The organism is Pseudomonas sp. ICMP22404 (assembly GCF_006227205.1).
Lineage (GTDB): Bacteria > Pseudomonadota > Gammaproteobacteria > Pseudomonadales > Pseudomonadaceae > Aquipseudomonas.
On record NZ_VCNG01000002.1, the window covers coordinates 108,982 to 133,778 of the forward strand.

Below are 24,797 nucleotides of genomic sequence, written 5' to 3' on the forward strand. Positions count from 1 at the left end.
TGCAGCCTGCCTGGGATACTTCCCTCGGTCCCACAGGGTAAAGCAGATAAGGCGTTCCCTGCACACCCATAAAGTTTTTCTTGCCCTGCGCTAAAAGTAATCTGCTTTGTCCGGCAAGTGGCATCTGCACACACTCGAACTCAGGTTTTGATCACAGAGGCGAGAGAAAATGACCAAGAACACCTACAAGGCCATGCAGGTTACCCGGCCGGGCCTGCTGGAGCTGGTCGAACGGCAAATACCCGAACCGGGCACGGGTGATGTATTGATCGAAGTGCAGGCCTGCGGGGTCTGTGGGGCGGACGCCGGGGCTATCGAAGGGCTGGAGGGCGGTCTGCAATTGCCCCGCGTGCCCGGTCATGAAGTGGTGGGGCGGATCGTGGCCCTCGGCGCGGGCGTCCAAGGTGGTTGGCGGGTGGGCCAGCGGGTTGGCATCGGACGTTTGGGAGGGCATTGCAACGCTTGTGAGCAGTGCCGTCGCGGGCACTTCAACCTGTGCAGCAACCAGCCCATGGTGGGCAGCTCCCGGGATGGCGGCTACGCAGAGATGATGACCGCACGCGCCACCGGGCTGGTGGCGATCCCGGATCAGTTGGATGCCGTGGAAGCGGCGCCATTGCTGTGCGCGGGCATCGCCACGTTCAATGCCCTGCGCAAGTCTGGCGCCCAGGCGGGGGATCTGGTGGCGATCCAGGGCATCGGCGGCCTCGGTCACCTGGCCATCCAGTACGCGCGGCGGATGGGTTTCAAGGTCGTGGCCGTCGGGCGTGGCGCCGACATTGCGCAAGATGTCCTGGCGCTGGGCGCTCATCACTACCTCGATACCCATGTCGAGGATCCGGTCGCTCGGCTCAAGGAGATGGGTGGGGCCCAGGTGATCCTGACCACCATCACCGACAGCGCCGCGGTATCCTCGCTAATGCCTGCCCTCGCGCCACAGGGACGTTTGCTGGTGGTGGGCGTGGGGCAGCAGCCGCTGACGATCATGCCCGGTGCGCTGGTGGGCGGCGAACGCAGCGTCCAAGGTGCGATCACCGGCACTCCCTACGAATCCGAGAAAACCCTGGATTTCAGCGTCATGACCGACGTGCGCGCCATGATCGAAACCCGACCCCTGGAGAATGCCTGGGAGGCTTACCAGAAGGTGAAGTCAGGTGAGGTGAAATTTCGCATGGTGCTGACGATGGATTCGGGCGTCGTCTGAGCCTCAATGGGTGGGCGGTTGTTCCCGGGCAATGTCGAGGAAACCGACGTGATTTGCCCGGGCTTTCGTCGTTGCCTATTCCCCGCGCATATATGCCTGCGGACTGCTGCCCAATTCCTGGCGAAACGCGTAGATGAACGCGGAGGTGGAACCATAGCCCAGCTCCAGGGCCGTACGGGTCACGTCCAGGCCGTCGCCCAGCAGTTCGATGGCCCTGAACAGACGTAGTCGTCTTCGCCAGGTCCGCAAGCTCATGCCTGTTTCACTGACGAAGTGCCGCGCCAGCGTCCGCTCGGACATGCCCAGTCTCCGAGCCCAGGTGTCCATTTCCGTCGGGTCTGCCGGGTCGGCATAAAGGGCTTCGCACAGCGTCGCCAATGCCTGGTTACGGGGCCAGGGCAGGGCGGTGGAAAGAGGCGTGGTGCGACGCAGTTGGTCGAGGATCAATTGCGTGATGCGGCGGGTGTAGCCCTCGGTGTCTTCTTCATCTTCCACCCGTGCCGCTTCGATGATCAGTGCCTTGAGCAGGGGCGACACGTCGAACAGCGTGGGACGGTCGCCAGGCAGCTCGGAGGGAATGCGATCGCTGATCCACAGGCTGCGAAACTCCGCACCGAACATCGAGCCGACCTGGTGACTGAGACCGGTTGGCAGCCAAGCGGCCTGTTCCGGCGAGATCATGAAGGAGCCGGCCTGTGTATTGACCGTCAACACGCCGGAAATCGCGTAGACCATCTGGTGCCAGTCATGAGCGTGCTCGGGGAAGCTGTGGCGCGCAGGGATGGACTGGGCACGTACCTTCAAAGGCGCGGGGGGTGTGAGGCCATGAGGGGCTTCGAGGGTGCCCCATTTCATGATCGATCTCGGGCAGAAGGTCCTTGAGTGATGGACTGCGACACTGCCTGTACGCCCCGATCAGCCGCATCGACTGCCCCGGCGACATAGCCGGGAAACTGCGGCGACCATTCACTGGCGATACCGGCAAGGCATCCACTCCAGGGCCCAGAGGCTGCCATGGCTGAGGGCGCCGCGGCATGTTGGCTCGCACCCGTGAGATCAGCTGCGGTGGCGGTGAAGGGCTCCGCCGCCCAGTCTTTCAGGAACTCGGCTTTTGGAGTGCCCGTCTGAGGTCCAAACATCCGGACCAACTGAGCGCGGCAAAGTGATCGCAATTCACTTTCGGGCATGTTCTTGCGAAATGTTGCGGGCACGCCAATGAAGCCGAACAGCGCAGCGCTGCCTTGTGGGATCGAGGCATCGTGGATTTCCACCAAAGGGCCGACACCGCTTCGACCTTCACCGGAAAGCCCTTGCTCACGCCAGAAAGGCGTATCGAAGAGGGCGAAATACTTGGCATGGGGGGCCATCCATGTAGCGGTCGCTGCCCAGCTTCGTGCGAGCTCCAGCGGCAGGGCCGGCGAAAACTCAACAGTGGCCTGCACCAGCCGCGGCGGCATGGCCAGGAGCACCTGCTCCACGCCCCACGTCGTGACCTGGCCTGAGGCGTCGGTGCTAGACAGCTCAATGCCCTGTGCTGTGCGGCACATGCTGCGCACGGTGTGTCCGGTGAAGACTCGCGCCGGGTCCAGAGCGTCGAACAGGGCCTCGACAAGGGCGCCCATGCCACCCTCCAGACGCATCGAAGGCGGTGAATTCACGTAGCCGCGCATGCGCGCAGGCGCAGCGTCACGTGAGCGCTCGACCATCATGTCGCCGATCTCGTACTGCTCGTAACGACGCAACTTCAGCGTCTGGATGAGACGATCCAGCTGCCGTTGGTAGCCAGGCCAGAACCACGAGGGGCCCAGGTCGAAGCGGTCCAGGGTGCCGGGTTGTTCCGGACCCGTGGCGAAGGTTGTGGGAGCGGAGACGATGCGTCCCCCGAGGACGTCCCGGGCTTCAAGCACCACATAGTCCGTGACGCCTTTTTGCTGCAGTGCATAGGCGGCGTACAGGCCACTCAAGCCGGCCCCGACGATCGCAATTCGAGCTGTTTGCATGCCTAAGCCTCCGTGGGCATATCGAGCAGATGCCCGGTCTTGAGGTACACCGTGGCACCTTGGTTGCCGGCGGTAATGTCCGGGTAGGCACCTGGTGGCAAGCGCATCCAGCTGCCGCGCTCGAAGGATTGCCCTGCGGTTTCGATCTGGCCCGAAAGCACCAGCACCTCAGCGCTGTCGATGCCTTGGGTGAAGAGGGGATCTTCGGGCCGCAGGCGTAGCAGGCAGACCTGTTCGTCCTTGGCCGAGAACAGCGGACAGATTTCCCGACTGTCCTGCTGTTGCCAGGCCAGGGGATCGCTTGTATCGATCCGCACCGGATCTTGCTCGTCAGGTTTCATCTGCCAGAGCTTGACGAAGATGATCGCACCTTCGCGGCTGAAAGGCTGATGGGCCGATCCTGGTGGGTTGCGTAGATAAGTGCCTGCGGGGTGGTGTTCGTCACCTTCGGAGAAGGTCCCAGACAGGACCAGGATCTCCTCGCCCCCAGGATGGGGATGTGGCGGAAAAATGGACTGTGGTGCATAGCGCACAATACTGGTCGCTCGGGCTTTTTCACCCCCGAGCCGATCCAGCATGACGCGTTCGACGCCACTCTGCGGCGAGGCGACCCATTGGTAGTCGCGGGACGCAACGGTGGCGGGACGGGAAAAGTCTGCATTGACGAGCATGGGCGAATGTCCAGGAGCCGGCGAAAGGAGACCGGCGAGCCGGCCCCCTCGTCAGGGCTCAAGCGTTGGGGAGTTGGGCGTGCGCCTCGAGGACGCGTGCGGAATAAGTCAGGGCCGCACCTGCGTTCAAGGCGATGGCGACGCCCAGTGCTTCGGTGATCTCTGCCTTGGTCGCGCCCAGTTCGACGGCCTTCTTGGTGTGCACGGTGATGCAACCGTCGCAGCGGGTGGTGACGGCCACGGCCAATGCGATCAACTCATGGATCTTAGGCTCCAGGTGGCCGGTCTTGGCGGCCGCGCCGTCAATCGTGTTCAAGCCACGGAGAATATCGGGGCTTTGCGTCGCGAGATCGCCGACGCGTTCCAACAGTGCGGTGCGGTAAGTGTTCCAGTCATTCATCATGGGGATAGGTCCTTTCAGATTTGAGGTCGAGTGTCGCAATGACACCCGGCGCAAAAGCGTGCGTCGTGAATCAGTTGCGGCCGGCCATCACGCCGCCGTCCACGTCCCAGATGGCGCCGGTGACCCAGCTGGCTTTGTCGGACAGCAGGAAGGTCACGACTTCGGCGACGTCCTGCGGGGTGCCGACACGGCCGATCGGGTGGAAGCTGTTGAAGCCTTGCAGAGCGCTATGGACGTCGGCCTTGGGGATGAAGCCTTCGTAGATCGGGGTCTGTACAACGGCTGGCGAAACGGCGTTGACACGGATGTGTTTCGGCGCCAGCTCCATGGCCAGATGCTGGGTCAGCGAGTGCAGGCCGGCCTTGGCCATGGAATAGGCCGAGGAGGGCGTTGCGGCGATCGCCTGCTTGGCCCACATCGAACCGATGTTGACGATGGCGCCCGGACGTTCGTTGGCCACCAGGTTGGCGGCGACCTTCTGGGTGATGAAGAAGAAAGCCTTGTTCAGCTTCATGTACTGGTCGTAATCCGCACCTTCGTATTCCAGGAACGGTTTCGGGAAAAACACACCGGCCGCATTGACCAGCAGGTCGATGTTCCAGTGGTGTTCATCGATGGTTCGGGTCAGTTGGGCCAGGCCTTCTTCGCTGGTCAGGTCAGCGGTCAGCGCGACGACCTCGCCCAGGGCGGACAGCTCCTTGCGGGCTTCTTCGGTTTTCTGTGGGCGGTTGCCCACGATGACTGCACTGCCACCTTCGGCGAGTACCATCCGGGCCACTTCCAGGCCCATCCCACTGGTGCCACCGACGACCAGCAGCTTTTTACCCTTGAATTGATTGCTCATACCGCACCTCTCTGGACTTCATGGTTGGCAGTGATCGCCACGCGGCGCTGTTCTGCCTTGGAGCCCATTATTCGAGGCTTCCCTTCCAGGCGACAAACCACATAAAGTGTCCTTCCGAGAAAGAAAAAGTTTATCGACATGAAGATGCCCGTCCACCTCAATGCCTTGCGTGCCTTCGAGGCCAGTGCCCGTCATCAGAGCTTTTCGGCTGCTGCCGCCGAACTCAACGTCACCCCTGCCGCTGTCGGTCAGTTGGTGCGCTCCCTGGAGGATTGGCTGGGCACGCCGCTCTTTCACCGGGCGTCCAGCGGGCGGGTCAGGCTCGTGGCGACGGAGGCAGCCGAACATGCGTTACCTGATATTCGGGCCGGTTTCGACAGGCTCACGCTAGGCCTGGAAAGGCTCAAGGAAGAATCGAATGGCGGTGTGCTCACGGTCACGGTCAGCCCCGCGTTCGCCGCCAAATGGCTGTTGCCGCGCATCGAAAGTTTTCATGCCGCCTGGCCCGACATGGATGTGCGCCTGGACACGAATCTGCGGACCGTGGATTTCCTCGCCCAACGGATCGACATCGGTGTGCGGTACGGGCCGGGAAGCTGGCCTGGCCTGGTCGCGGAAAAGTTGATGGATGAGGAGGTCTATCCCGTCTGTTCGCCCAAACTGCTGGAGGGTGCTGCGCGCCTGCAGGCGCCGGACGACCTTGCCCGGGAAACCCTCATTCATGACCTGTCCATGGACAGCCATATGGATTTCCCAACGTGGGCGGCGTGGGTCGAGAAATTGGGCCTTTCCGGTGTGGCGACCTCACGTGGGATGAAGATCAATAACTCGGCGGCAGTCTTGCAGGCGGCTATTGACGGGCAGGGAGTGGCCCTGGCTCGCAGTGTCATGGCTCGCGATGACCTGGCGGCGGGGCGACTGGTCAGGCTGTTCCCGCAGATAAGGTTCGAGTCGCCCCTGGCCTATTACGTGGTCTATCGACCAGGGTGTTCGAGCCTGCCCAGGTTGAAGGCTTTTCGCGATTGGTTGTTCGAGACCGCCGCCAAATAGCGATCGAGCCAGCTCTCCGTTCAAGCATCCCGAGGCATTTTCATGGGGCCTGGGTTTTTATTCAGGTTGGCGGCATGACTGGCTTCTGTTCTACATCACGTGGCGGCTCGTCGAAAGCCGGCCGGCCGTGTTTGACGTCTAATGTTCCTCATTCGTTTGAACCGGAACACTCAGGAGCCTTGCAGCCAATGGCCTGCCTCGACCGTTACAGCCTGCCCCTTTCGACCACGTCTGACGTCGCCGCCGAATATTATCGCAGTGGTGTGGACCTGCTGCTTTCCCTATGGCCCGGCGCAGCTGAAACCCTTGAGGCGGCCATCTCAGTCGATCCGGATTTCGCCCTGGCCCATGCCGCCCGTGCCCGCTTGCACGCGGTGCGCGCCGAAACCCGCGAAGCCAAGGCCAGGATCGCCAGGGCGATGGAGCTGGCGCAGGCCAATGGCACCGAGCGCGAGCGAAGCCATGTGCAGGTGCTCCGGTTCGCCATCGATGGCCAGCCGACCAAAGCCCTGGCCGGTGCCTTGCAGCACGCGGACCGCTGGCCCCTGGATACCGTGATCCTGTCCCTGCCGCTGGGTGCGTTCGGGCTGTTCGCATTCTCCGGCATGGCTGACCATGACCAGGCCCGGGTGGAGCTGTGCGAACGGCATGCCCGTCACTTTCCGGAAAACGACTGGTGGTTTCTCACCTATCGCGGCTGGGCCCATGGCGAGAACGGTGAGGTCGCCCTCGGCCGTGAACTGACCCAACGGGCGCTGGAACTGCGGCGCAATAACGTCAACGCGGTGCATGCTGTGGCCCATGTGCTCCATGAGTCCGGCGCCAACGACGAAGCGGCCGGGATCATCCGGGACTGGTTGCCCGGCTACGACCGCAGCGGCATCCTGCACGGTCATATCGCCTGGCACGGCGCACTGGTGGCATTGGAGCGCGGCGATACCGAAACCGCACTCGGCCTCTATACCGAACAGGTGGCGCCCTCGGTGTCCGCCGGGGTACCGATCAATGTGGTCAGCGACAGCGCTTCGTTCCTGTGGCGTCTGCAGGCCTACGGACACGAAGTGCCGGCTGGCCTGTGGGACGAGGCGGCCCGCTATGCGTCCAATCACTTCCAGCAGCCCGGCTTTCCCTTCGCCGATTTCCACATGGCTATTCTTGCGGCCGTCACGGGCGACGAGCATGCCCTCGAACAGCGTGCCAACGTGCTGAGTGAGCAGGTCCGGCACGGCCACCTGCGGGCAGGGCCGGTGGCCCCGACCCTTTGTCACGCCGTGCAGGCGTTCGCCCAGGGACGCTATGCTGATTGTGCGAAGCTGCTCGAGCCAGTGGGCCGGGATGTCGTGCGCATCGGTGGCAGTGGCGCCCAACGGGAAATCGTCCAGGACACGTTGCTGGTGGCGCTGATACGAGCCGGCGAGGTGAAGAAGGCCAGGGTTCTGCTAAACCGGCGCTTGCATCGCCGGCCATCGCCACGGGACAGCCGCTGGCTGGCCGGGCTTGCCGCAGCCTGAACGGTGCAATCCCTGTGGGAGCGAGCCTGCTCGCGATGGCGGTCATTCAGTCGGTACAAACGTGACTGACAGAGCGCCATCGCGAGCAGGCTCGCTCCCACACTGGATCTTCAGTGGGCACACCCCCCGCGGCCGGCACCATTCCCCTGTGGGAGCGAGCCTGCTCGCGAAAGCGGTGGGTCAGCGTGAAGATATGTTGAATGCGAAGCCGCCATCGCGAGCAGGCTCGCTCCCACAAGGGATGCAGTGTGAACCTTTCATTCATCCATTTTGCGGCCTGGTGACCTGAACATGAATCTCTCCGTAGCCATCACGTCTTCAGGTTTGCGTGGTCTGCTCATCCGTTCGATGGGGCCCGTGGCGACGATTGCCATCGCCCAGCTGTTTGGCACCTCGCTGTGGTTCAGTGCCAACAGTACCGCCGAAGAACTGATGCGCGCCTGGAGCGCCACCTCCACCGACATCGGCTGGTTGACCAACGCTGTGCAACTGGGCTTCATTCTCGGCACGTTGAGCCTGTCGCTCAGCGGTGTTGCCGACCGCTTTCGCGCGAGTACCTTGTTCGTCTGCAGCGCCATCGCCGGCGCGCTGTTCAACCTCGGTTTTGCCTGGTTGGCGGAAGGGTTGCTGAGCGGTGGCATATTGCGTTTCGGTGTGGGAATCACGTTGGCCGGTATCTATCCCATGGGCATGAAGCTGATCGTGGGGTGGGCGCCGGAGCGCACCGGCCTGGCCCTGGCTCAACTGGTGGCAATGTTGACCCTGGGCACCGCGCTGCCCCACGCCTTGCGGATGGTGGGTGCGGATTGGCCGTGGCAGGCCATCATCACCGCTTCCTCGGTGCTGGCGCTCGCTGGTGCGGTCCTGATCGGCGTATTGGGCGAGGGGCCTCACGCCCGTGCCGGCTCCGTCCCTGGCGCCGTCAAGACCCAGCGAGCAGGAGCGATCCTCGGTGCCTTCAGGATCAGTCGCTTTCGGGCGGCAACCCTGGGCTACTTCGGTCACATGTGGGAGCTCTACGCGTTCTGGACGCTGGTGCCGTTGATCGTGAGCCGTACCGGGTTGGCGTCTTCCTTCCCTGCCTTGGGTGTGGCGGGCCTGTCGTTCTGCATCATGGCGGTGGGGGCGGTGGGGTCGATCCTGGGTGGCCTATTGTCCCAACGCACAGGCAGCGCCAAGGTGGCGCTGGGAGCGTTGAGCCTGTCGGGGACCTGCGGACTGTTGTTTGTCCTTTGTGCGGGCTATTTGCCGGTGTGGGCCCTGTTGGCGTTGCTGGGGGTCTGGGGCGCATCGGTGGTAGCCGACTCGCCGCAGTTCTCCGCGCTTGCGGCCCAGGCCTGCCCGCGCGACGCGGTCGGCAGCGCCCTGGCCATCCAGAACAGCATCGGCTTTGCCATCACCGTTGTCTCGATTGCCGTCACCAGCTGGCTGTTCGAGCGCATCGGTATCGACGCGCTGTGGTTACTGGTACCGGGTCCGGTACTGGGTGTCACCGGATTCATCCTTTCCTCCCGCCAGGCATGATGCTTCGGCCTGGCGGGGTGGTCGTCACACCATTGCCAATCGCTGCTTGCCCTGGGGCTGCGGAAAGATCAGGTCCAGGGCGGCCAGGTCCTGGGGCGCCAATTGCAGGTTCGCCGCTTCGGCGTTCAAGCGCACATGTTCCGGTTGTACGGCCTTGGGGATGGCGATGACCTTGTCCTGGCGCAACAGCCAGGCCAGTGCGATCTGCGCCGGCGTCGCGCCGTGGCGCTCGGCGATTTGCCGCAGGGTGTGGTCCTTGAGCAGACGCCCACCCTGGCCGACCGGACAATAGGCCATGAGCGGCATGGCGTGTTGCTGGCACCAGGGCAGCAGGTCGAATTCGATGCCTCGCTCCTGCAGGTTGTACAGCACCTGGTTGGTGGCACAGGCCGGCGAAGCCAGTTCTTCCAGGTCTTCCACATCAAAGTTCGATACACCCCAGCGGCCGATCTTGCCTTCTTCGCGCAGTCGTTCGAAGGCTTCGACGGTTTCTTCCAGCGGGTATTGGCCGCGCCAGTGCAGCAGGTACAGGTCGATGTAGTCGGTGTCGAGTCGCCGCAGGCTGCGTTCGCATGCCAGTGGGATGCCTTTGCGGCTGGCGTTGTGGGGGTAGACCTTGCTGACCAGGAACACCTGGTCCCGCAGGCCGGTGATCGCTTCGCCCACGACGGCCTCGGCACCGCCTTCGGCGTACATTTCCGCCGTGTCGATCAGGGTCATGCCCAGTTCGATGCCCAGACGCAGGGCGGCTACTTCTTTCTTGTGGGCGGACGGTTCCTCACCCATGTGCCAGGTGCCCTGACCGATCACGGGTACGGACACGCCGGCCAACTCCAGAGTCTTCATGCCTGTCTCCTATGTACTTGAACATCAGACGTGTGGCAGCAGGATAGACCAAGTGTTCAGCTCGATCGACGGGAGGCCTGCGCCGTTCCCTGTGGGAGCGAGCCTGCTCGCGATAGCGGTGGGGCAATCGGCATGGATGTCGACGGATACACCGTCATCGCGAGCAGGCTCGCTCCCACACTCCTGGCGGCTAATGTGGGAGCGATCAGAGGGTTATTTCGCGGAGAACTTCAACACCATGGTCTGGGTGTAGGTCTGGCCTGGATCAAGCCGGGTGGAGGGGAATGTCGGCTGGTTTGGCGAGTCGGGGAAATGCTGGGTCTCCAGGGTGAACGCGCCCCAGTGCGGATAGACCTTGCCATGCTTGCCCTTGATGGTGCCATCGAGGAAGTTGCTGGTGTAGAGCTGCACACCGGGTTCGGTGGTGTAGAGCTGCAAGCGGCGCCCCGACTGCGGATCGTAGACATCGGCGGCCGGTTTCTTCACGTCACCCTGGGTGTCCAGGACCCAGTTGAAATCGAAGCCACCTTGCTTAGGTTCGGCGAATTTGAGTTGTGGATGGTCGGCCTTGATGTGGGTACCGAAGGCGGTGGGTTTGGTGAAATCCATGGGGGTGCCGGCCACGGGCGCCAGTTCGCCGGTGGGAATGAGCTTGGCGGTCACAGGGGTGTAGTGAGTGGCGTACAGGGTGGCGACCTGTTTCAGGATATCGCCGTTACCGGCACCTGCAAGGTTGAAATAGCTGTGGTTGGTCAGGTTCAGCACCGTGGGTTTGTCGGTGGTGGCCTTGTAGTCGATGCGCAACTCGTTCTGTTCGGTGAGGCTGTAGGTGACATCGGTCTTCAATGCACCCGGGAAGCCCATCTCACCGTCCGCCGACAGGTAGGTCAGGGTCACGCCCACCGAGTCCTTGCCGTTATGGGGCTCGGCTTTCCAGACGCGTTTGTCGAACCCTTGCGGTCCGCCGTGCAAGGAGTTGCCGTGGTCATTCTGGGGAACCTGGTAGCGCTTGCCGTCCAGTTCGAATGCACCGTCGGCCAGGCGATTACCGAAGCGGCCGATGGTCGCGCCGAAGTACACGTTGCCGTTCTTCTGGTAGCCCTGGACATCATCGAAACCGAGCACCACGTCGGCGGCCTTGCCGTGTTTGTCCGGCACGATCAAGGACTGGAGAATCCCGCCGTAAGTGATGACCGTGGCCTCCATGCCGTGACTGTTGCGCAGCACATATTTTTCCACCGCGGTGCCGTCGTCGGTCTTGCCGAACGCAGTGCGTTCATTGGTCAGGCCGGCGGCCTGGGAGGCAGAGGTGGCGATCATCAGAGACACTCCGAGGGCCGTGAGCAGATGTCTGGATTCAAGCATGGTAGACCTTCCTTCCTGTGGTTTGTTGTTGTTTTGAACGCGGGTCGAGTCGGTTACTTGGTCGGACAGCGGTGAAGGTTTTTCTGTTCAGTAGTCTATCTATTTAAGGGTTGAGAAGGGATTTATAGCCATAAATCGAAATTTTTCAATTAAAAAGTAATACTAATTAAGCGAGGCGAGTCTTACCCAAACGTCAGGTTCCACACGCAGCACTGCACTTTTGGGCTTTTTGCCGCTCTATCCATGGCCAGCAAGCGGCGACTCCCCACCGCTTCCCCATGTCCTGATCGAGATTCAATGACTGGTGTTTCCTACTGTCTGAAAGTGTTACGACGTTGCTGTCCAGCGCTGCTGGCAGGGGTGTTGATGCTGCTCAATAGTGGTTGCAGCCACCAGCAGGGTCAGGACATGGTCACTCAGTTCAGCAATGCCCGACCCCAGGAGTTCTTGCAGACCAGTGTCGATCGCATGGCCACGTTATCGATGCACGACAACCTGCAAAGCCTCTACCTGTTGATGAGCAAGCTTTACCTGCGCAATCCCCAGGAACTGCGCAAATCCGGCTTCCTCGACGCCCGCATCGCGGAAAAACAGGTGCGCATGGCCATCGAACAGCAGCAACCCCTACCGACCTTGGGCGGCAAGAAGGACCTGGCGGCCCTGAGCTACGCCATGAGCCCGGAGTTTCTTGGCGATCGGGTCGGTGCCTTCATCTATGCCATCGGCAGCATGCTAGTGACGGCCCATGGCAACCGGCTCGAGTTCTACATGACCGACACCATCGACCCGCGTTTTGTCAGTAACGCGGCGCGCAACATCGAAAAAGCCACCTGGATACTCAGCCAGCGACAGGATAAGGACGGCAACCTGCTGCTGTTTTCCAACGAGATCTCGGAGGAGGGCAGCAACCTGAGTTTCGCTGTGGAGTTCGGGAAAATCGTCGCACGGCTGGACCTGCTGACGCAGATGCTGGATGAGCGTTACCGACGGATCGGGCTGAACTACGCTCAGAGCCTGCTGTTTCTCAACTTCTTGCCAGTTCAGTAGGTCTTGGAAGAAAAGGCATAAAGATAGATCACAACGTTATAGGGCGGTTATAAGAAAAATCGCTATGCTCGCGGCGAGATTTTCCACGCGGTTATGCTGAGACGGGTTTGATGGATTTCGGTAATGTCGGTTTAGTCGTAGCGGGCCTGGTGGTCGGCTTCATCGTCGGAATGACCGGCGTCGGCGGCGGTTCGCTGATGACTCCCATTCTGTTGTGGTTTGGTATCAACCCTGCGACTGCCGTGGGTACGGACCTGCTGTACGCGGCCATTACCAAATCCGGTGGCGTGCTGGTGCATGCCAGAAATCGCAATATCGATTGGGCAATCACCGGTTGGCTGACCCTGGGCAGTGTGCCGGCGGTCGGGCTGACGCTGTGGTTTCTCAGCAGCCTGCACAGTTCGCCGGATGCCATGAACGCCGTCATCAAGCAGGCCCTGGGCTTTGTGCTGTTTGCCACCGCCCTGGCAATCCTGTTCAAGAAGCGCCTGCTGCAATTCGCCCATGATCGCGCTGGCGGTCATTACAATCCCTCCGGCACGCGACTCAATGTGCTGACGGTCGTTACCGGCCTGGTGCTGGGCACAATGGTCGCGTTGACCTCCATTGGCGCTGGCGCCCTGGGCACCGTTGCCTTGTTCATTCTCTACCCGTTCCTGGTCACCAAGCGCCTGGTTGGCACCGAAATCGCCCACGCCGTACCGCTGACCCTCGTTGCCGGCCTGGGCCATGCGAGCATGGGCAACATGGACTGGCACATCCTCGGCTATTTGCTGGTTGGCTCGTTGCCGGGTATCTACCTGGGCAGTCACTTGTCGGGACGCATCTCCGACGAACTGCTGCGCCCGTGCCTGGCGGTGATGCTGGCGATGATCGGGTTCAAATTGGCGTTCTGATTGCTGTGGCCGCACACAGCTCTCAGGAATTCCACAAGACCCTGTGGGAGCGAGCCTGCTCGCGATAGCGGTGGGTCAATCAGCATTGATGTCGACTGACACACCGTCATCGCGAGCAGGCTCGCTCCCACAGTAGTCCGTGTCTGCCTCTGCGTCGACTGACTCCCTCCCGCACCACGGTTGCGCAATGACCCCGCTGACCTAAGCTTCATGGCAGGCTGGCGCAGCATTGGGCGACTCTCTCGCGGAACAATTGCCGCCCTGTGCAATCAGTACAGCGTGAATATCAAAAGGAGAGGCGCATGCTCATTCGGTCGTTGACCTTGGCAACCTTGCTGGCCATCGCCGGCCCCCTGTTCGCCGCTGATGGTGACTCGCCCCTCGTGGCGGAGGCGGGTAGATACCGCTCCCTGGTCGTCATTGCGCCTAGCACCGTGGATCCTGCGTGGGTCAGCTTGAAAAAAGCCCTGGATGAGCCGGCGGGCAAGCAGGGTTTTTCCGAGCGCAACATGGTGCTCTACACCGTGCTCAATACCATCGGGCAGCGCGACGGCAAGGATCTGGACCCTCAGAGCACCATGGCGCTGATCCGTTCACTCAAGTTGGGAGCCGGTGCCCAGACCAAGATCATTCTGGTGGGCAAGGATGGGGAAAAGAAGCTTGAGCATTCCGGGGCAATCGAACTGAAGGAACTCTTCGACACCGTCGACAAGCTGCCCGCGGCAGAAAAAGAAGCAACGCCGCCCGCGCCACCTCCCGCGCCTGAAGTTGCACCGGCCAAGGATGCGAAGGGCGCGAAACCCGGCAAAGCAGCCAAGCCTGCGGCTGCGCCGAAGCCGTTGGATGATTGATTTTCAAGGGGATGACTTCCCTGGCGGCAGTTGTGGGAGCAAGGCTTGCCCGCGATGAGGGCGATACGTTCTTCAGCGGAATCGCGGTGCCTGTTATCGCGAGCAAGCTTTGCTCCCACAATGTGTCCCTGCAACTACCTCCGCCTTATCGCTCTTCCAACGCCGTCAGGATCCGGTGCGCGGCCTTCACCCGTTCCTCGTTGGGGTAGTTCTTGTTCGCCAACATCACGATTCCGATGTTCTTGCCAGGCACGAAAGCCGCATAGGCGCCGAAGCCACCGGTGGATCCGGTCTTGTTGATCCAGGCGTTGTCCGGGGCAGGCTGGGGCGGATCGAGAGGTTCGACCTTGTTCGGCTTCATGGCAACGTCCGCCGAATTGCCAGCCAGCAGTTCGCTGACCGTCACCGGATAAGGGTAGAACTCCCAGCCCAGCCCTTGGGTCATGCCACCGACCTGATAGAACCCGGTATGGGTGGTGGCGATGGCTTGTTGCAGGTCGGGGGCCAGCTTTTTCGGGCGCAGGTTGACCTGGACGAAACGGATCAGGTCCGAGGCGCTGGTTTTCACGCCGTAGGCCTCGGAGTCCAATGCCCCGGGACCAACTCGGACTGGCTTGCCGTCCTTCGCGTAGCCTTGGGCATACCGACCTGACTCTGACGCCGGCACCCGCAGGTAACTGTGCTTGAGACCCAGGCCCGGCATCAGCGTCTGTTCCATCGCCTCATCGAAGGGGCGGTCCAGGCTGCGGGCGGCCAGATAGCCGAACAGGCCGATGCTCGGGTTCGAATAGAGCCGTTGGGTACCGGCCGGGTAAAGCGGTTTCCAGGTCTTGTAGTAGCCAAACATCCGGTCGGGGTGGTCCGCGGTGTCGGGAAACTGCAACGGCAATCCACCGGCGGTATAGGTGGCGAGATTGAGCAGGCTGATGCGCTCCAGGGCGCCGCCGTGCAACTCGGGGGCATAGCGACCGGCCGGATCCGACAGCGACAGCTTGCCCTGGGCCTGGGCATAGGCACCGAGGGTCGCGGTGAAGGTCTTGCTGATCGAGCCTATTTCAAAGAGCGTCTGGTCGGTGACAGGCTGTTTTGTCTCCCTGGAGGCCACTCCGTAATTGAAATAACGAGGCTGGCCGTCCAGCGTGATCGCCACGGCCATGCCGGCGATGTCCTGTCGTTTCATCAAGGGTTCGATAACCGCATTGACGGTGTCTTCGAGGCGATCCTGGGCAAAGCCCGGCATCATTCCATACCCCAGCAAAAAGGTGCCTGCGAGTATCGATCGGGTTATTCGCATGTGGACCGTTCTCCATGAAATGGCGAGAGTTCAGCCGCTCTGCGGCCGGCAGCCTTGACGGCTCAGTGCACTGTTGGGGTGCACGCTTTGGAGCGCACTCTAGGAAGTTTTCGGCCACCAGGCAACCCAAGGTCTTGCGCTTCAGGGCAGGTTCCGAGCGATCCGACGGAGGCTAAAGAGGGATCCTACAAAAAGCCTGGGTCGCACAGGTGGGTTACCCATTGGCAAACCACCACAAATCCATGGCCGCCGGGTAGACTTGTGCTCTTTCTAAAGGAGTTCACATGAGTTACTACCAGCCCGGCATTCTCGCCACCCCTGTTCCGCCTCAGGCTCGTCACTTGTTTTTCGCCCTGGAATCGGTCGAGGCGCTGCCGGCTGCGATCGACAGGTTGGTGCTGCAACTGGACGGTCGTGAGGTGATCGGTCTTGGCGAGTCGCTGGTCCAGGCGCTGGGCGCGCAGATCGAAGGCTTGCGGGCGTTTCCTGCCCTGGCGGGCGTGGGCGTGGACAATCCTTCGACCCAGCACGCATTGTGGTGCTGGCTGCACGGCGAAGACCGTGGCGAACTGCTGCACCGCAGCCGCGCCATCGAGGCGGCGCTGGCACCGGCGTTGCGCCTGGTGCAAATGAACGAAACCTTCCGCCACATGACCGGCCACGATCTGACGGGTTACGAAGACGGCACCGAGAACCCGCATGACGAAGCCGCCATCGCCGCGGCCCTGGCACAGGGCGCCGACGGGCTGCGAGGTGGCAGTTTCGCGGCGATCCAGCAGTGGCAGCACGATCTGGACGGCTTTGCGGCCCTGCAACCCCACGAGCGCGACAACATCATGGGCCGGCGGCTGAGCGACAACGAAGAGCTCGACGATGCGCCGGAATCGGCCCACGTCAAACGCACCGCCCAGGAAAGCTTCGCGCCAGAAGCCTTCGTCGTGCGCCGCTCCATGCCGTGGATCGAGGGGGATCGGGCCGGCCTGATGTTCCTCGCGTTCGGTTTCTCCCTCGACGCTTTCGAGGCGCAACTGCGGCGCATGAGCGGTCTTGAAGATGGCATCACCGATGGCTTGTACCGCATGAGTCGGCCGATTACCGGCGGCTACTACTGGTGCCCGCCGTTGCTGGACGGGCGCCTGGACCTGCGGGTCCTGGCCGAGGGTTGTGCAAAAGCGTGACGTGAACGCTATTCTTGGCCCCTGGCGTCTACCGTAAAACAGGGGAAGCAGCGTGGATAAAGTCATCGTGATCACTGGTGGTGGCCGTGGTATCGGCGCGGCCACGGCATTATTGGCTGCCGAGCTGGGGTATCGGATCTGCATCAACTACCAGTCCGATGAAAACGCCGCGCAGGACGTGCTGGCGCAGATCCGTGCCAAAGGCGCACAGGCCATTGCCGTGCGTGCCGACGTGAGCATCGAGGATGAGGTGGTCGGCCTGTTCGACCGGGTGGATGCAGAGCTGGGGCGCGTCACGGCGCTGGTGAACAACGCCGGTACGGTCGCTCACAAGTCCCGGCTCGATGAGATGTCCGAGTTCCGCATTCTCAAGATCCTGAAGACCAACGTGCTGGGGCCGATTCTCTGCGCCAAGCATGCGGTGCTGCGCATGTCGCCCCGGCATGGCGGGCAGGGTGGCAGTATCGTCAACGTGTCATCGGTGGCCGCCCGCCTGGGGTCGCCGAACGAATACGTCGACTATGCTGCCTCCAAGGGCGCGCTGGACACCTTCACCATCGGCCTGTCCAAGGAAGTGGCTGGCGAGGGCATCCGCGTCAATGCGGTTCGCCCGGGCTACATCTACACCGATTTCCATGCCCTCAGCGGTGACCCGGAGCGGGTCAGCAAGCTGGAATCGGCAATCCCCATGGCCCGGGGCGGCCGCCCGGACGAAGTGGCCGAAGCGATTATCTGGCTGTTGTCGGACAAGGCTTCGTATGCGACCGGGACGTTTGTGGATTTGGGTGGGGGGCGTTGAGCTCTGGTTTTTTGTTCCGGTCTCATTGCGAGCAAGCTCGCTCCACCTATGAATACGAGCTTGCTCGTGATGATGCCCGAATCTACAAATCTCCTGTAGCACGACGAACAGTCCCTTCCAATTTCATCGATTATTGCTGAGTGATTGCAATATCATCGAACCCTACTCCACGTGGAGGGGCTTCCGGGGGGTTGTACGCCCATATACGAAATGAAGCAGGTTCGGATTGTGGAGGAGGTGGCAGTGTTGTTTCGCACTCATGCCATTTGTCATCGCTTGCAGGTATTTCCAGTGGCATGAGGTTATTACTAAAGCCACAACTCAAATATATAAGGACTACGTTCTTGGGTATTTTGATTTTGAATTTAATCGTCACTGGAATATCACGCGCGAATTGCAAGTCGAAGTCCTTGAACAAGTTGTAATCAGTCACATATTCACCACCGGTGATGTAATGATTACCGTCCTGTTCCTTTACGATCTCTCCGGGACCCTGGGTAAATCTCCAGTCGTCTTGGCCTTTTTCGAAATCTTGAACATAATCCATGATTATCTCCTTAGATAGATTTAGCTAACTCGTGGCGCTCATTCGGTTAGCAATCTGTACGCTAAGTCGTTTCTGAGGAGGGTGCTACTGTCATAGTTGACAGGTGATGCTCAACCGATTTGCCGGATAATCCGCCCCAACGTCTCCATGGCCTTTTCCGATGCGTCGGTCCAAGGGCTGCCGTAGTTCAAGCGAATACAGTTCCTGAACCGACGGGTCGGTGAAAAGATCGGCCCCGGGGCGATGCTGATGCCCTGGATCAGGGCCATCTGGAACAGTTTCAGCGAGTCCATCTTTTCTGGCAGCTCCAGCCACAGGAAATACCCCCCGGCCGGGTGGCTGACGCGGGTCTGGGCCGGGAAGTAGCGGGCGATGGCGGCGAGCATGGCGCTTTGCTGTTCTTCGAGGGCGTAGCGCAATTTGCGCAGGTGACGGTCGTAGCCGCCGTGCTGCAGGTAGTCGGCAATGGCGGCCTGGGCCGGCATCGAGGCGCACAGTGACGTCATGAGTTTCAGGCGCTCGATTTTCTGCGCATAGCGGCCGGCGGCAACCCAGCCGATGCGGTAACCCGGTGCCAGGCTCTTGGCAAATGATCCACAGTGCATCACCAACCCTTCGGTGTCGAACGCCTTGGCCGGCTTCGGAGCCTGCTGGCCGTAATAGAGTTCGGCGTACACATCATCCTCGATCAGTGGCACCTGGTGGCGGCGCAACAACGCCACCAGCGCCTGCTTCCGTTCCTCGGGCATGGTCGCACCCATGGGGTTCTGGAAACTGGTCATGCACCAGCATGCCTTGATCGGATGGCGTTCCAGGGTTTGTTCCAGTACATCCAAGTCGATGCCATCGCGCGGGTGCACGGGAATTTCCACGGCCTTGAGCTTGAGCCGTTCCAGCACCTGCAGGCTGGCATAGAAGGCCGGTGCTTCGATGGCCACCAGGTCGCCGGGCTCGGTCACGGCTTGCAGGCACAGGTTCAAGGCTTCCAGGGCGCCGTTGGTGACCAGCAGTTCCTCCATGGGCAGCATCAGACCGCCGACCATGTAGCGAAGGGCGATCTGTCGGCGCAACTGCGGGTTGCCCGGCGACATATCAGTGACCACCACCCGCGGGTCCATATCCCGCGTGGCGCTGGACAGTGAGCGGGACAGCCGTTGCAGCGGGAACAGCGTCGGGCTGGGGAATGCCGACCCGAAGGGCACGGTGCCCGGATCCTTCATTGAATTCAGCACCGAGAACACCAGTTCGCTGACGTCGACCTCGGTGGATTCGTGCACCTGACTACTGATGACCGGCTCGGAAAATGGCCTTGGCGCATGGTTGTTGACGAAGTAGCCGGAACGCGGCCGGGCCCGGATCAGACCGCGGCGTTCCAACAGGTAATACGCCTGGAACACCGTGGACGGGCTGACGCCGTAGGTCTGGCTGGCATAGCGCACCGACGGCACGCGCTGTCCCGGCCCCAGCATGCCGGAGCGGATCAGCTCCGCGATGTCGTCGGCGAATTTCTCGTAGCGTTTCATTTACGGGTCCAGTCATCCACGGTTCAGGTTGCGCATCAACTGTGGGAGCGAGCCTGCTCGCGATAGCGGAGTGTCAGGCACATCAAGGTTGACTGTGCGGGCCTCATCGCGAGCAGGCTCGCTCCCACAAAAAAACAGCTCTGCATCTTAAGGCGTCAGCGATTCATCGGCGCGACAAAACGGCTTTTGGCCACGCTATGGATGGCAGGTTCGTCGCTGTCGGCCACTTTGAAGGCAATTTCCTGTGAGCCGCTGCGGGGGCGTTCGCTGAGCATCGCCACCGACACCGGCACATCGACGATTTCCCCCGGCGCCAGGCTCAGCCGGGTCTTGCCCTGCAGGACGAAGTCGTCGCCGTCCACCAGGGACAACTGATAGTCCTGGCGTTGCTGGGTCTTGTTGATGATCTTCAGGCTGTAGATGTTCTCGATCAGGCCCTGGCTGTTCTCGCGGAACAGGCCGCGGTCCTTGCTGACGTCCAGGGATACCATGGGCCGCTCCACCAACGCCACCATCAGGGCGCCGATCATCACCAGCAGCACGGCGGTATAACCGATCAGCCGCGGTCGCAGCAGGTGGGTCTTGCCACCCTGCAACTGACGTTCGGAGGTGTATTTGACCAGTCCACGGGCATAACCCATCTTGTCCATGATCGAATCGCAGGCGTCGATGCAGGCCGCGCAACCGATGCATTCCATTTGCAGGCCGTCGCGGATATCGATGCCGGTCGGGCAGACCTGCACGCACATCTGGCAGTCAATGCAATCCCCCAGGCCGAGATTGGCCGGGTTCGCGTCGCGCTTGCGTGGGCCACGGATCTCGCCGCGGGCGGCGTCGTAGGAAATGGTCAGGGTGTCCTTGTCGAACATCACGCTCTGGAACCGCGCATAGGGGCACATGTGCATGCACACCGCTTCACGCAGCCAGCCGGCATTGAGGTAGGTGGCCCCGGTGAAGAACAGTACCCAGAACAGGCTCACGCCGCCCATCTGCAAAGTCAGCAGCTCTTCGGCCAGTGGGCGGATCGGTGTGAAGTAACCGACGAAAGTCAGGCCGGTGAGCAGGCTGATGGCCAGCCACAACGTGTGCTTGGCCGAGCGGCGCAGTAGCTTGCCCAGGCTCCAAGGCGCGGCGTGCAGCTTGATCCGCTGGTTGCGATCGCCCTCGGTGACCTTCTCGCACCACATGAAGATCCAGGTCCAGGAGCTTTGCGGGCAGGTGTAGCCGCACCACACCCGGCCGGCGAACACGGTGATCGCAAACAGGCCGAAGGCAGCGATGATCAGCAGCGCCGACAGCAGGATGAAATCCTGGGGCCAGAAGGTGGCGCCGAAAATGTGGAATTTGCTTTCGGCCAGATCCCAGAGCACCGCCTGGCGTCCGCCCCAGTTCAACCACACCGTGCCGAAGAACAGCAGGAACAGCAGGCCCGCGCCACTCATGCGCAAGGTGCGGAACAAGCCGCTGAAGCTGCGGGTGTGGATCAGGTTATCGGTGGTCCTGGCCTTGATCTTCGTGGGCACAGGTTCGAAGGTCTGTATCAATTGGACGGGGATTCTATCGCTCATGGTCGGTCGCTCATCAGCCTTATCTGGCCCGCGCACTATGACCATCGAACTGTTTGCATAACAGACTCAGGTGACTCGATAAAAACCGGATCAGATGGCCTGGAGGCCGCGGCCTGCGACAGGTTGAAGCACCCCGTATTTCTCCATGGTGAGGGGGCATCTGTGGCGAGGGGATAAATCCCCTCGCCACAAAGTACCCACTCGACGACCAAGCGGGGTCAGATCGCCGAGCCGCTATCGGTCGCCTTGAGGTGCTTGCGGTCATCGGTCGCGCCGGCCACGGTCAAGGCTTCGGCTTCGGCCTCGGTGATGTAGATACGCTGGCCATCGACCTCCACCACCGACATGGCCTTGTCCGCGTCGGTGATGATCGTCAGCTCGCTGGCGGAATAGTGTTTCGGGCCATTGGGGGTATCGAAACTACAGGTCTGGTGGTTGATATCAACGGTCATGGTGCTGCTCCTTCCTGATGTACTGAGCGTTAGGCGCTTGTCGCTTGCCAGGGTTCGTTGCGCCGGATCAGCGGTCGGGCGCACCTCTGGCGTCCGTTGCGGTCCATCGGTTATCGACTGCAAGAGGAGGGACGTATGCAAGCGTGGTGGCATCAGGTCTGGATGACCTTGCAATCGGAGTTCGCCGACATCGGCGATGCCCAGCAGATGACGCGGGTCACGGTGCGCCTGCTGATGGCCGCGCTGCTCGGCGGCATCCTGGGGTTCGAGCGTGAGCACAAGGGCAAGGCGGCCGGCGTGCGCACGCACATGCTCGTGGCGCTGGGCGCGGCGCTGTTTGTGCTGGTGCCGCAGATGTCCGGTTCCCAGGCCGACGCCATGAGCCGGGTGGTGCAGGGCGTGATCGCCGGCATCGGTTTCCTGGGGGCGGGCACGATCCTGAAGAACAACCAGGGGGATGAAAGTCACGTAAAAGGCCTGACCACCGCCGCCGGCCTGTGGATGACGGCGGCCATCGGTGTCGCCGCCGGGTTGGGCCGGGAAGCGACCGCAGTGCTGAGCACGCTGCTGGCGTTGGCGGTCTTCAGTGTGATGCCGGTGATCGTCCGGGCGCTGGAGAAGGATGACAAGCCGTGATCCGGTGTTAAGCCTCAATACAACACCTGTGGGAGCGAGCCTGCTCGCGAAGCGGTATGTCAGTCACAGATGGGGCGCCTGGCATTCCGTCATCGCGAGCAGGCTCGCTCCCACAGGTTCTCCACTAAGCTTGTTCTTCACACCCGTTCCGGCGGCGCCTCGTTCGGTGGATCGCCCACCGGCTGCTGCGGTGCGAGTGGAGGGTCTTTCTCCGGAATAGGTTCCGGGTCGGGACCGGGAGGCGGCAGGGTGGGGTCGTCGATATTGGGATCGGGGGTTTCGGCCGGGATGGGAATATTCATCAGGACGGGTCTCCGTGACACACATGGCTTGAGTTGTGCTTACTGCTGTTGACCACCCTGGGCCGGGTTTTATCCCGGTCACCGCCAGGCAAATCCCGCTGAACTTTTCCCTGCCGGTCCGGTTCGGAGTTTAAGTGAGTTCTTTCAGGGACCAATTTTCAAAGACCAGTGGGCCTTCACCGCCATAACGTCCATGGGGCGTAAAAGGAGCGATGCTCGATGACTGCCGAACACCCGACCGACTTGGCGTACAACCCCAACTTACCGCTGTCTCACGCCTTGTTGTTGCCACGTATTGCGATTGAAAACACCATGCCGGTGATCGACGGCGGGCAGTTCGCCGCCAAGGCCGTAGCGGGGCAGAACGTCACGGTGACCAGCAAGGTCTTCACCGATGGTCATGACAAGCTGGCCGTGCGAATCCGCTGGCGTGCACTGGACGATGAGGTGTGGAACAGCGAGGTCATGACCGACCTGGGCAATAACGGCTGGCGGGGCCAGTTCAATGTGCCAGCCCAGGGCCGCTATGTATTTTGCATCGAGGCCTGGTTCGACCAGTACGCCAGCTTCTGCTACGAACTGGAGAAGAAATACGGCGCCGGCGTCCCCATCAGCCTGGAATTGCAGGAAGGGCGCAACCATGTGCTACAAGCCTCCGAGCGCAGCGATGGCGAGTTGAGCGAACAATTGGCCGCGTTGCACCACGAGCTTTCGGGGTTGTTGCCGGCCGAGCAAGTTGCTTTGTTCCTTGCACCGCACAGTGCCGACCTGATGTCCCTGGCCGATCACCGGCCTTACCTGAGTATCAGTCCCGAATATCCACTGGATGTGGAGCGCGAACGGGCAGAGTTCGCCAGTTGGTATGAACTGTTTCCCCGCTCGATCACCGACGATCCTCGCCGCCATGGCACGTTCAACGATGTGCATTCGCGTCTGGCGATGATCCAGGACATGGGCTTTGACGTCCTCTACTTCCCACCGATTCATCCCATCGGGCGCAGTTTTCGCAAAGGGCCGAACAATTCCCTCACCGCCGGTCCCGACGACCCGGGCAGCCCGTATGCCATCGGCAGCGAAGAAGGTGGCCATGAGGCGATCCATCCGCAACTGGGCACCCGGGAAGACTTCCGGCGCCTGGTGGCGGCGGCGCAGGCCCATGGCCTGGAAATCGCCCTCGATTTCGCCATCCAGTGTTCCCAGGACCACCCCTGGCTTAAGCAGCATCCGGGCTGGTTCAGTTGGCGGCCGGACGGCACGATCAAATACGCGGAAAACCCTCCGAAGAAATACCAGGACATCGTCAACGTCGACTTCTACGCGGCGGAGGCGATTCCCAGTCTCTGGACAGAGCTGCGGGACATTGTGGTGGGGTGGGTCAACGAAGGCGTGAAGATGTTCCGCGTCGACAATCCCCACACCAAACCCTTGCCGTTCTGGCAGTGGCTGATCGCCGATGTGCGGGCCCGACATCCCGAAGTGATCTTCCTCGCCGAAGCCTTTACCACACCGGCGATGATGGCCCGGCTGGGCAAGGTCGGTTATTCCCAGAGCTACACCTATTTCACCTGGCGCAATACCAAGGCCGAGTTGGCGACCTATTTCAGCGAACTCAACCAGTCGCCGTGGCGTGAGTGTTATCGACCGAATTTCTTCGTCAATACCCCCGACATCAACCCGGCCTTTCTCCATGAGTCGGGGCGCGCGGGTTTTCTGATCCGTGCGGCACTGGCGACCATGGGCTCGGGCCTGTGGGGGATGTATTCGGGCTTCGAACTCTGCGAGTCGGCGCCGGTGCCGGGCAAGGAGGAATACCTCGATTCGGAGAAGTACGAAATCCGGCCGAGGGACTTCACCGCACCGGGCAATATCATTGCCGAAATCGCCCAGCTCAACCGCATCCGCCGCCAGAACCCGGCGCTGCAAACGCACTTGGGCCTGAAAATCTACAACGCCTGGAACGACAACATTCTGTTTTTCGGCAAGCGCACGCCTGACGGCAGCAACTTTGTCCTGGTGGCGGTCAGCCTCGATCCGCACAACCCCCAGGAAGCCAATTTCGAGTTGCCATTGTGGGAAATGGGCTTGCCGGACGACGCCCAGACCCAGGGCGAGGACTTGATGAACGGGCACCGCTGGACCTGGTATGGCAAGTACCAGTTCATGCGCATCGACCCGGGATACCAGCCGTTCGGGATCTGGCGGATCAGCACGTCTTGAGAGGTTCTATGGCGAGCGCAATGGTGAGGCAACCTGTGGGAGCAAGGCTCGCCCGCGATGAAGCTGACG

At 61.6% G+C, this 24,797-nt stretch carries 24 protein-coding genes; 11 read left to right on the forward strand and 13 right to left on the reverse strand.

From position 1 onward, the window contains the following. Positions 1-169 precede the first annotated feature (169 nt). A complete protein-coding gene (locus FGE05_RS04275) occupies positions 170-1,204 on the forward strand; it encodes an alcohol dehydrogenase (RefSeq protein ID WP_139641832.1) in 1,035 nt (344 codons plus the stop codon). Between the two features lie 75 nt (positions 1,205-1,279). Here the strand turns inward: FGE05_RS04275 and FGE05_RS04280 are convergent, their stop codons facing one another. The 5 genes from FGE05_RS04280 to FGE05_RS04300 form a co-directional block, all read right to left on the reverse strand. Then, complete coding sequence (locus FGE05_RS04280) at positions 1,280-2,059, reverse strand: helix-turn-helix domain-containing protein (RefSeq protein WP_139641834.1); 780 nt, start codon at positions 2,057-2,059, stop codon at positions 1,280-1,282. After that, the gene (locus FGE05_RS04285; protein WP_139641836.1) at positions 2,056-3,204 is read right to left on the reverse strand and encodes an FAD-dependent oxidoreductase; all 1,149 of its coding nucleotides are present in this window, start codon (positions 3,202-3,204) and stop codon (positions 2,056-2,058) included. Before FGE05_RS04285 ends, FGE05_RS04280 begins: the two co-directional genes overlap by 4 nt. Before the next feature lie 2 nt (positions 3,205-3,206). After that, complete coding sequence (locus FGE05_RS04290) at positions 3,207-3,875, reverse strand: cupin domain-containing protein (protein ID WP_139641838.1); 669 nt, start codon at positions 3,873-3,875, stop codon at positions 3,207-3,209. A 58-nt stretch (positions 3,876-3,933) separates the two neighbouring features. After that, positions 3,934-4,275, reverse strand: a complete 342-nt coding sequence (locus FGE05_RS04295; RefSeq protein ID WP_217505292.1) for a carboxymuconolactone decarboxylase family protein — start codon at positions 4,273-4,275, stop codon at positions 3,934-3,936. A gap of 73 nt (positions 4,276-4,348) precedes the next feature. Continuing rightward, positions 4,349-5,122, reverse strand: coding sequence for an SDR family NAD(P)-dependent oxidoreductase (locus FGE05_RS04300; protein ID WP_041023110.1), 774 nt, complete (start codon positions 5,120-5,122; stop codon positions 4,349-4,351). Between the two features lie 138 nt (positions 5,123-5,260). On the opposite strand from FGE05_RS04300, the gene gcvA reads away from it, so the two are divergent. The 3 genes from gcvA (at position 5,261) to FGE05_RS04315 (ending at position 9,207) form a co-directional block, all read left to right on the forward strand. Further along, positions 5,261-6,172 (forward strand): transcriptional regulator GcvA, encoded by a 912-nt coding sequence (gcvA, locus tag FGE05_RS04305; RefSeq protein WP_139641843.1) that lies wholly within the window; start codon positions 5,261-5,263, stop codon positions 6,170-6,172. A 188-nt stretch (positions 6,173-6,360) separates the two neighbouring features. Further along, positions 6,361-7,683, forward strand: coding sequence for a tetratricopeptide repeat protein (locus FGE05_RS04310; RefSeq protein WP_139641845.1), 1,323 nt, complete (start codon positions 6,361-6,363; stop codon positions 7,681-7,683). Positions 7,684-7,974: 291 nt separating this feature from the next. Then, on the forward strand, positions 7,975-9,207 hold the full coding sequence (locus FGE05_RS04315) for an MFS transporter (RefSeq protein ID WP_139641847.1): 1,233 nt from the start codon (positions 7,975-7,977) through the stop codon (positions 9,205-9,207). A 24-nt stretch (positions 9,208-9,231) separates the two neighbouring features. On the opposite strand, the gene FGE05_RS04320 is transcribed toward FGE05_RS04315, so the two are convergent. Beyond that, positions 9,232-10,053 (reverse strand): aldo/keto reductase, encoded by an 822-nt coding sequence (locus FGE05_RS04320; protein ID WP_139641849.1) that lies wholly within the window; start codon positions 10,051-10,053, stop codon positions 9,232-9,234. Positions 10,054-10,266: 213 nt separating this feature from the next. Next, on the reverse strand, positions 10,267-11,418 hold the full coding sequence (locus tag FGE05_RS04330) for an aldose epimerase family protein (RefSeq protein ID WP_139641853.1): 1,152 nt from the start codon (positions 11,416-11,418) through the stop codon (positions 10,267-10,269). A 366-nt stretch (positions 11,419-11,784) separates the two neighbouring features. On the opposite strand from FGE05_RS04330, the gene FGE05_RS04335 reads away from it, so the two are divergent. The 3 genes from FGE05_RS04335 (at position 11,785) to FGE05_RS04345 (ending at position 14,212) form a co-directional block, all read left to right on the forward strand. Further along, positions 11,785-12,465, forward strand: coding sequence for a hypothetical protein (locus FGE05_RS04335; protein WP_241801798.1), 681 nt, complete (start codon positions 11,785-11,787; stop codon positions 12,463-12,465). Between the two features lie 110 nt (positions 12,466-12,575). Further along, complete coding sequence (locus tag FGE05_RS04340) at positions 12,576-13,361, forward strand: sulfite exporter TauE/SafE family protein (protein ID WP_139641857.1); 786 nt, start codon at positions 12,576-12,578, stop codon at positions 13,359-13,361. A 302-nt stretch (positions 13,362-13,663) separates the two neighbouring features. Next, complete coding sequence (locus FGE05_RS04345; protein WP_139641858.1) at positions 13,664-14,212, forward strand: DUF4174 domain-containing protein; 549 nt, start codon at positions 13,664-13,666, stop codon at positions 14,210-14,212. A 145-nt stretch (positions 14,213-14,357) separates the two neighbouring features. On the opposite strand, the gene ampC is transcribed toward FGE05_RS04345, so the two are convergent. Next, positions 14,358-15,506, reverse strand: coding sequence for a class C beta-lactamase (gene ampC, locus FGE05_RS04350; RefSeq protein WP_139641860.1), 1,149 nt, complete (start codon positions 15,504-15,506; stop codon positions 14,358-14,360). 284 nt (positions 15,507-15,790) lie between these two features. Between ampC and FGE05_RS04355 the strand changes: the two genes are divergently transcribed. Together FGE05_RS04355 and FGE05_RS04360 are read left to right on the forward strand one after the other, a co-directional pair. Next, a complete protein-coding gene (locus FGE05_RS04355) occupies positions 15,791-16,684 on the forward strand; it encodes a Dyp-type peroxidase (protein WP_139641862.1) in 894 nt (297 codons plus the stop codon). Positions 16,685-16,736: 52 nt separating this feature from the next. Further along, positions 16,737-17,483: an SDR family oxidoreductase gene (locus tag FGE05_RS04360; RefSeq protein ID WP_139641864.1), complete on the forward strand. Its 747-nt coding sequence runs from the start codon at positions 16,737-16,739 to the stop codon at positions 17,481-17,483. A gap of 130 nt (positions 17,484-17,613) precedes the next feature. On the opposite strand, the gene FGE05_RS04365 is transcribed toward FGE05_RS04360, so the two are convergent. The 4 genes from FGE05_RS04365 to FGE05_RS04380 form a co-directional block, all read right to left on the reverse strand. Beyond that, the gene (locus tag FGE05_RS04365; protein ID WP_139641866.1) at positions 17,614-18,030 is read right to left on the reverse strand and encodes a hypothetical protein; all 417 of its coding nucleotides are present in this window, start codon (positions 18,028-18,030) and stop codon (positions 17,614-17,616) included. Positions 18,031-18,140: 110 nt separating this feature from the next. Next, entirely contained in the window at positions 18,141-19,553 is a 1,413-nt protein-coding gene (mapR, locus tag FGE05_RS04370) for a GntR family transcriptional regulator MpaR (protein ID WP_139641867.1), read from the reverse strand. A gap of 155 nt (positions 19,554-19,708) precedes the next feature. Continuing rightward, positions 19,709-21,121: a cytochrome c oxidase accessory protein CcoG gene (ccoG, locus tag FGE05_RS04375; protein ID WP_139641869.1), complete on the reverse strand. Its 1,413-nt coding sequence runs from the start codon at positions 21,119-21,121 to the stop codon at positions 19,709-19,711. Between the two features lie 218 nt (positions 21,122-21,339). Beyond that, positions 21,340-21,573 carry a DUF3203 family protein gene (locus FGE05_RS04380; protein ID WP_139641871.1) on the reverse strand — a complete coding sequence of 78 codons (234 nt, stop codon included), beginning with the start codon at positions 21,571-21,573 and terminating at the stop codon, positions 21,340-21,342. A gap of 135 nt (positions 21,574-21,708) precedes the next feature. Between FGE05_RS04380 and FGE05_RS04385 the strand changes: the two genes are divergently transcribed. After that, positions 21,709-22,209, forward strand: a complete 501-nt coding sequence (locus FGE05_RS04385; protein ID WP_139641873.1) for an MgtC/SapB family protein — start codon at positions 21,709-21,711, stop codon at positions 22,207-22,209. Between the two features lie 137 nt (positions 22,210-22,346). Here the strand turns inward: FGE05_RS04385 and FGE05_RS29775 are convergent, their stop codons facing one another. Beyond that, entirely contained in the window at positions 22,347-22,511 is a 165-nt protein-coding gene (locus FGE05_RS29775; protein ID WP_167355733.1) for a hypothetical protein, read from the reverse strand. A gap of 219 nt (positions 22,512-22,730) precedes the next feature. On the opposite strand from FGE05_RS29775, the gene FGE05_RS04390 reads away from it, so the two are divergent. Next, positions 22,731-24,728, forward strand: a complete 1,998-nt coding sequence (locus tag FGE05_RS04390; protein ID WP_139641875.1) for an alpha-1,4-glucan--maltose-1-phosphate maltosyltransferase — start codon at positions 22,731-22,733, stop codon at positions 24,726-24,728. Positions 24,729-24,797 lie beyond the last annotated feature (69 nt).

What these genes read in the sequence shown, in the direction of transcription:
- FGE05_RS04275 (WP_139641832.1), top strand. Translation starts at nt 170, where the DNA reads ATGACCAAGAACACCTACAAGGCCATGCAGGTTACCCGGCCGGGCCTG.
- FGE05_RS04280 (WP_139641834.1), bottom strand. Translation starts at nt 2,059, where the DNA reads ATGAAATGGGGCACCCTCGAAGCCCCTCATGGCCTCACACCCCCCGCG.
- FGE05_RS04285 (WP_139641836.1), bottom strand. Translation starts at nt 3,204, where the DNA reads ATGCAAACAGCTCGAATTGCGATCGTCGGGGCCGGCTTGAGTGGCCTG.
- FGE05_RS04290 (WP_139641838.1), bottom strand. Translation starts at nt 3,875, where the DNA reads ATGCTCGTCAATGCAGACTTTTCCCGTCCCGCCACCGTTGCGTCCCGC.
- FGE05_RS04295 (WP_217505292.1), bottom strand. Translation starts at nt 4,275, where the DNA reads ATGAATGACTGGAACACTTACCGCACCGCACTGTTGGAACGCGTCGGC.
- FGE05_RS04300 (WP_041023110.1), bottom strand. Translation starts at nt 5,122, where the DNA reads ATGAGCAATCAATTCAAGGGTAAAAAGCTGCTGGTCGTCGGTGGCACC.
- gcvA (WP_139641843.1), top strand. Translation starts at nt 5,261, where the DNA reads ATGAAGATGCCCGTCCACCTCAATGCCTTGCGTGCCTTCGAGGCCAGT.
- FGE05_RS04310 (WP_139641845.1), top strand. Translation starts at nt 6,361, where the DNA reads ATGGCCTGCCTCGACCGTTACAGCCTGCCCCTTTCGACCACGTCTGAC.
- FGE05_RS04315 (WP_139641847.1), top strand. Translation starts at nt 7,975, where the DNA reads ATGAATCTCTCCGTAGCCATCACGTCTTCAGGTTTGCGTGGTCTGCTC.
- FGE05_RS04320 (WP_139641849.1), bottom strand. Translation starts at nt 10,053, where the DNA reads ATGAAGACTCTGGAGTTGGCCGGCGTGTCCGTACCCGTGATCGGTCAG.
- FGE05_RS04330 (WP_139641853.1), bottom strand. Translation starts at nt 11,418, where the DNA reads ATGCTTGAATCCAGACATCTGCTCACGGCCCTCGGAGTGTCTCTGATG.
- FGE05_RS04335 (WP_241801798.1), top strand. Translation starts at nt 11,785, where the DNA reads ATGCTGCTCAATAGTGGTTGCAGCCACCAGCAGGGTCAGGACATGGTC.
- FGE05_RS04340 (WP_139641857.1), top strand. Translation starts at nt 12,576, where the DNA reads ATGGATTTCGGTAATGTCGGTTTAGTCGTAGCGGGCCTGGTGGTCGGC.
- FGE05_RS04345 (WP_139641858.1), top strand. Translation starts at nt 13,664, where the DNA reads ATGCTCATTCGGTCGTTGACCTTGGCAACCTTGCTGGCCATCGCCGGC.
- ampC (WP_139641860.1), bottom strand. Translation starts at nt 15,506, where the DNA reads ATGCGAATAACCCGATCGATACTCGCAGGCACCTTTTTGCTGGGGTAT.
- FGE05_RS04355 (WP_139641862.1), top strand. Translation starts at nt 15,791, where the DNA reads ATGAGTTACTACCAGCCCGGCATTCTCGCCACCCCTGTTCCGCCTCAG.
- FGE05_RS04365 (WP_139641866.1), bottom strand. Translation starts at nt 18,030, where the DNA reads ATGGATTATGTTCAAGATTTCGAAAAAGGCCAAGACGACTGGAGATTT.
- mapR (WP_139641867.1), bottom strand. Translation starts at nt 19,553, where the DNA reads ATGAAACGCTACGAGAAATTCGCCGACGACATCGCGGAGCTGATCCGC.
- ccoG (WP_139641869.1), bottom strand. Translation starts at nt 21,121, where the DNA reads ATGAGCGATAGAATCCCCGTCCAATTGATACAGACCTTCGAACCTGTG.
- FGE05_RS04380 (WP_139641871.1), bottom strand. Translation starts at nt 21,573, where the DNA reads ATGACCGTTGATATCAACCACCAGACCTGTAGTTTCGATACCCCCAAT.
- FGE05_RS04385 (WP_139641873.1), top strand. Translation starts at nt 21,709, where the DNA reads ATGCAAGCGTGGTGGCATCAGGTCTGGATGACCTTGCAATCGGAGTTC.
- FGE05_RS29775 (WP_167355733.1), bottom strand. Translation starts at nt 22,511, where the DNA reads ATGAATATTCCCATCCCGGCCGAAACCCCCGATCCCAATATCGACGAC.
- FGE05_RS04390 (WP_139641875.1), top strand. Translation starts at nt 22,731, where the DNA reads ATGACTGCCGAACACCCGACCGACTTGGCGTACAACCCCAACTTACCG.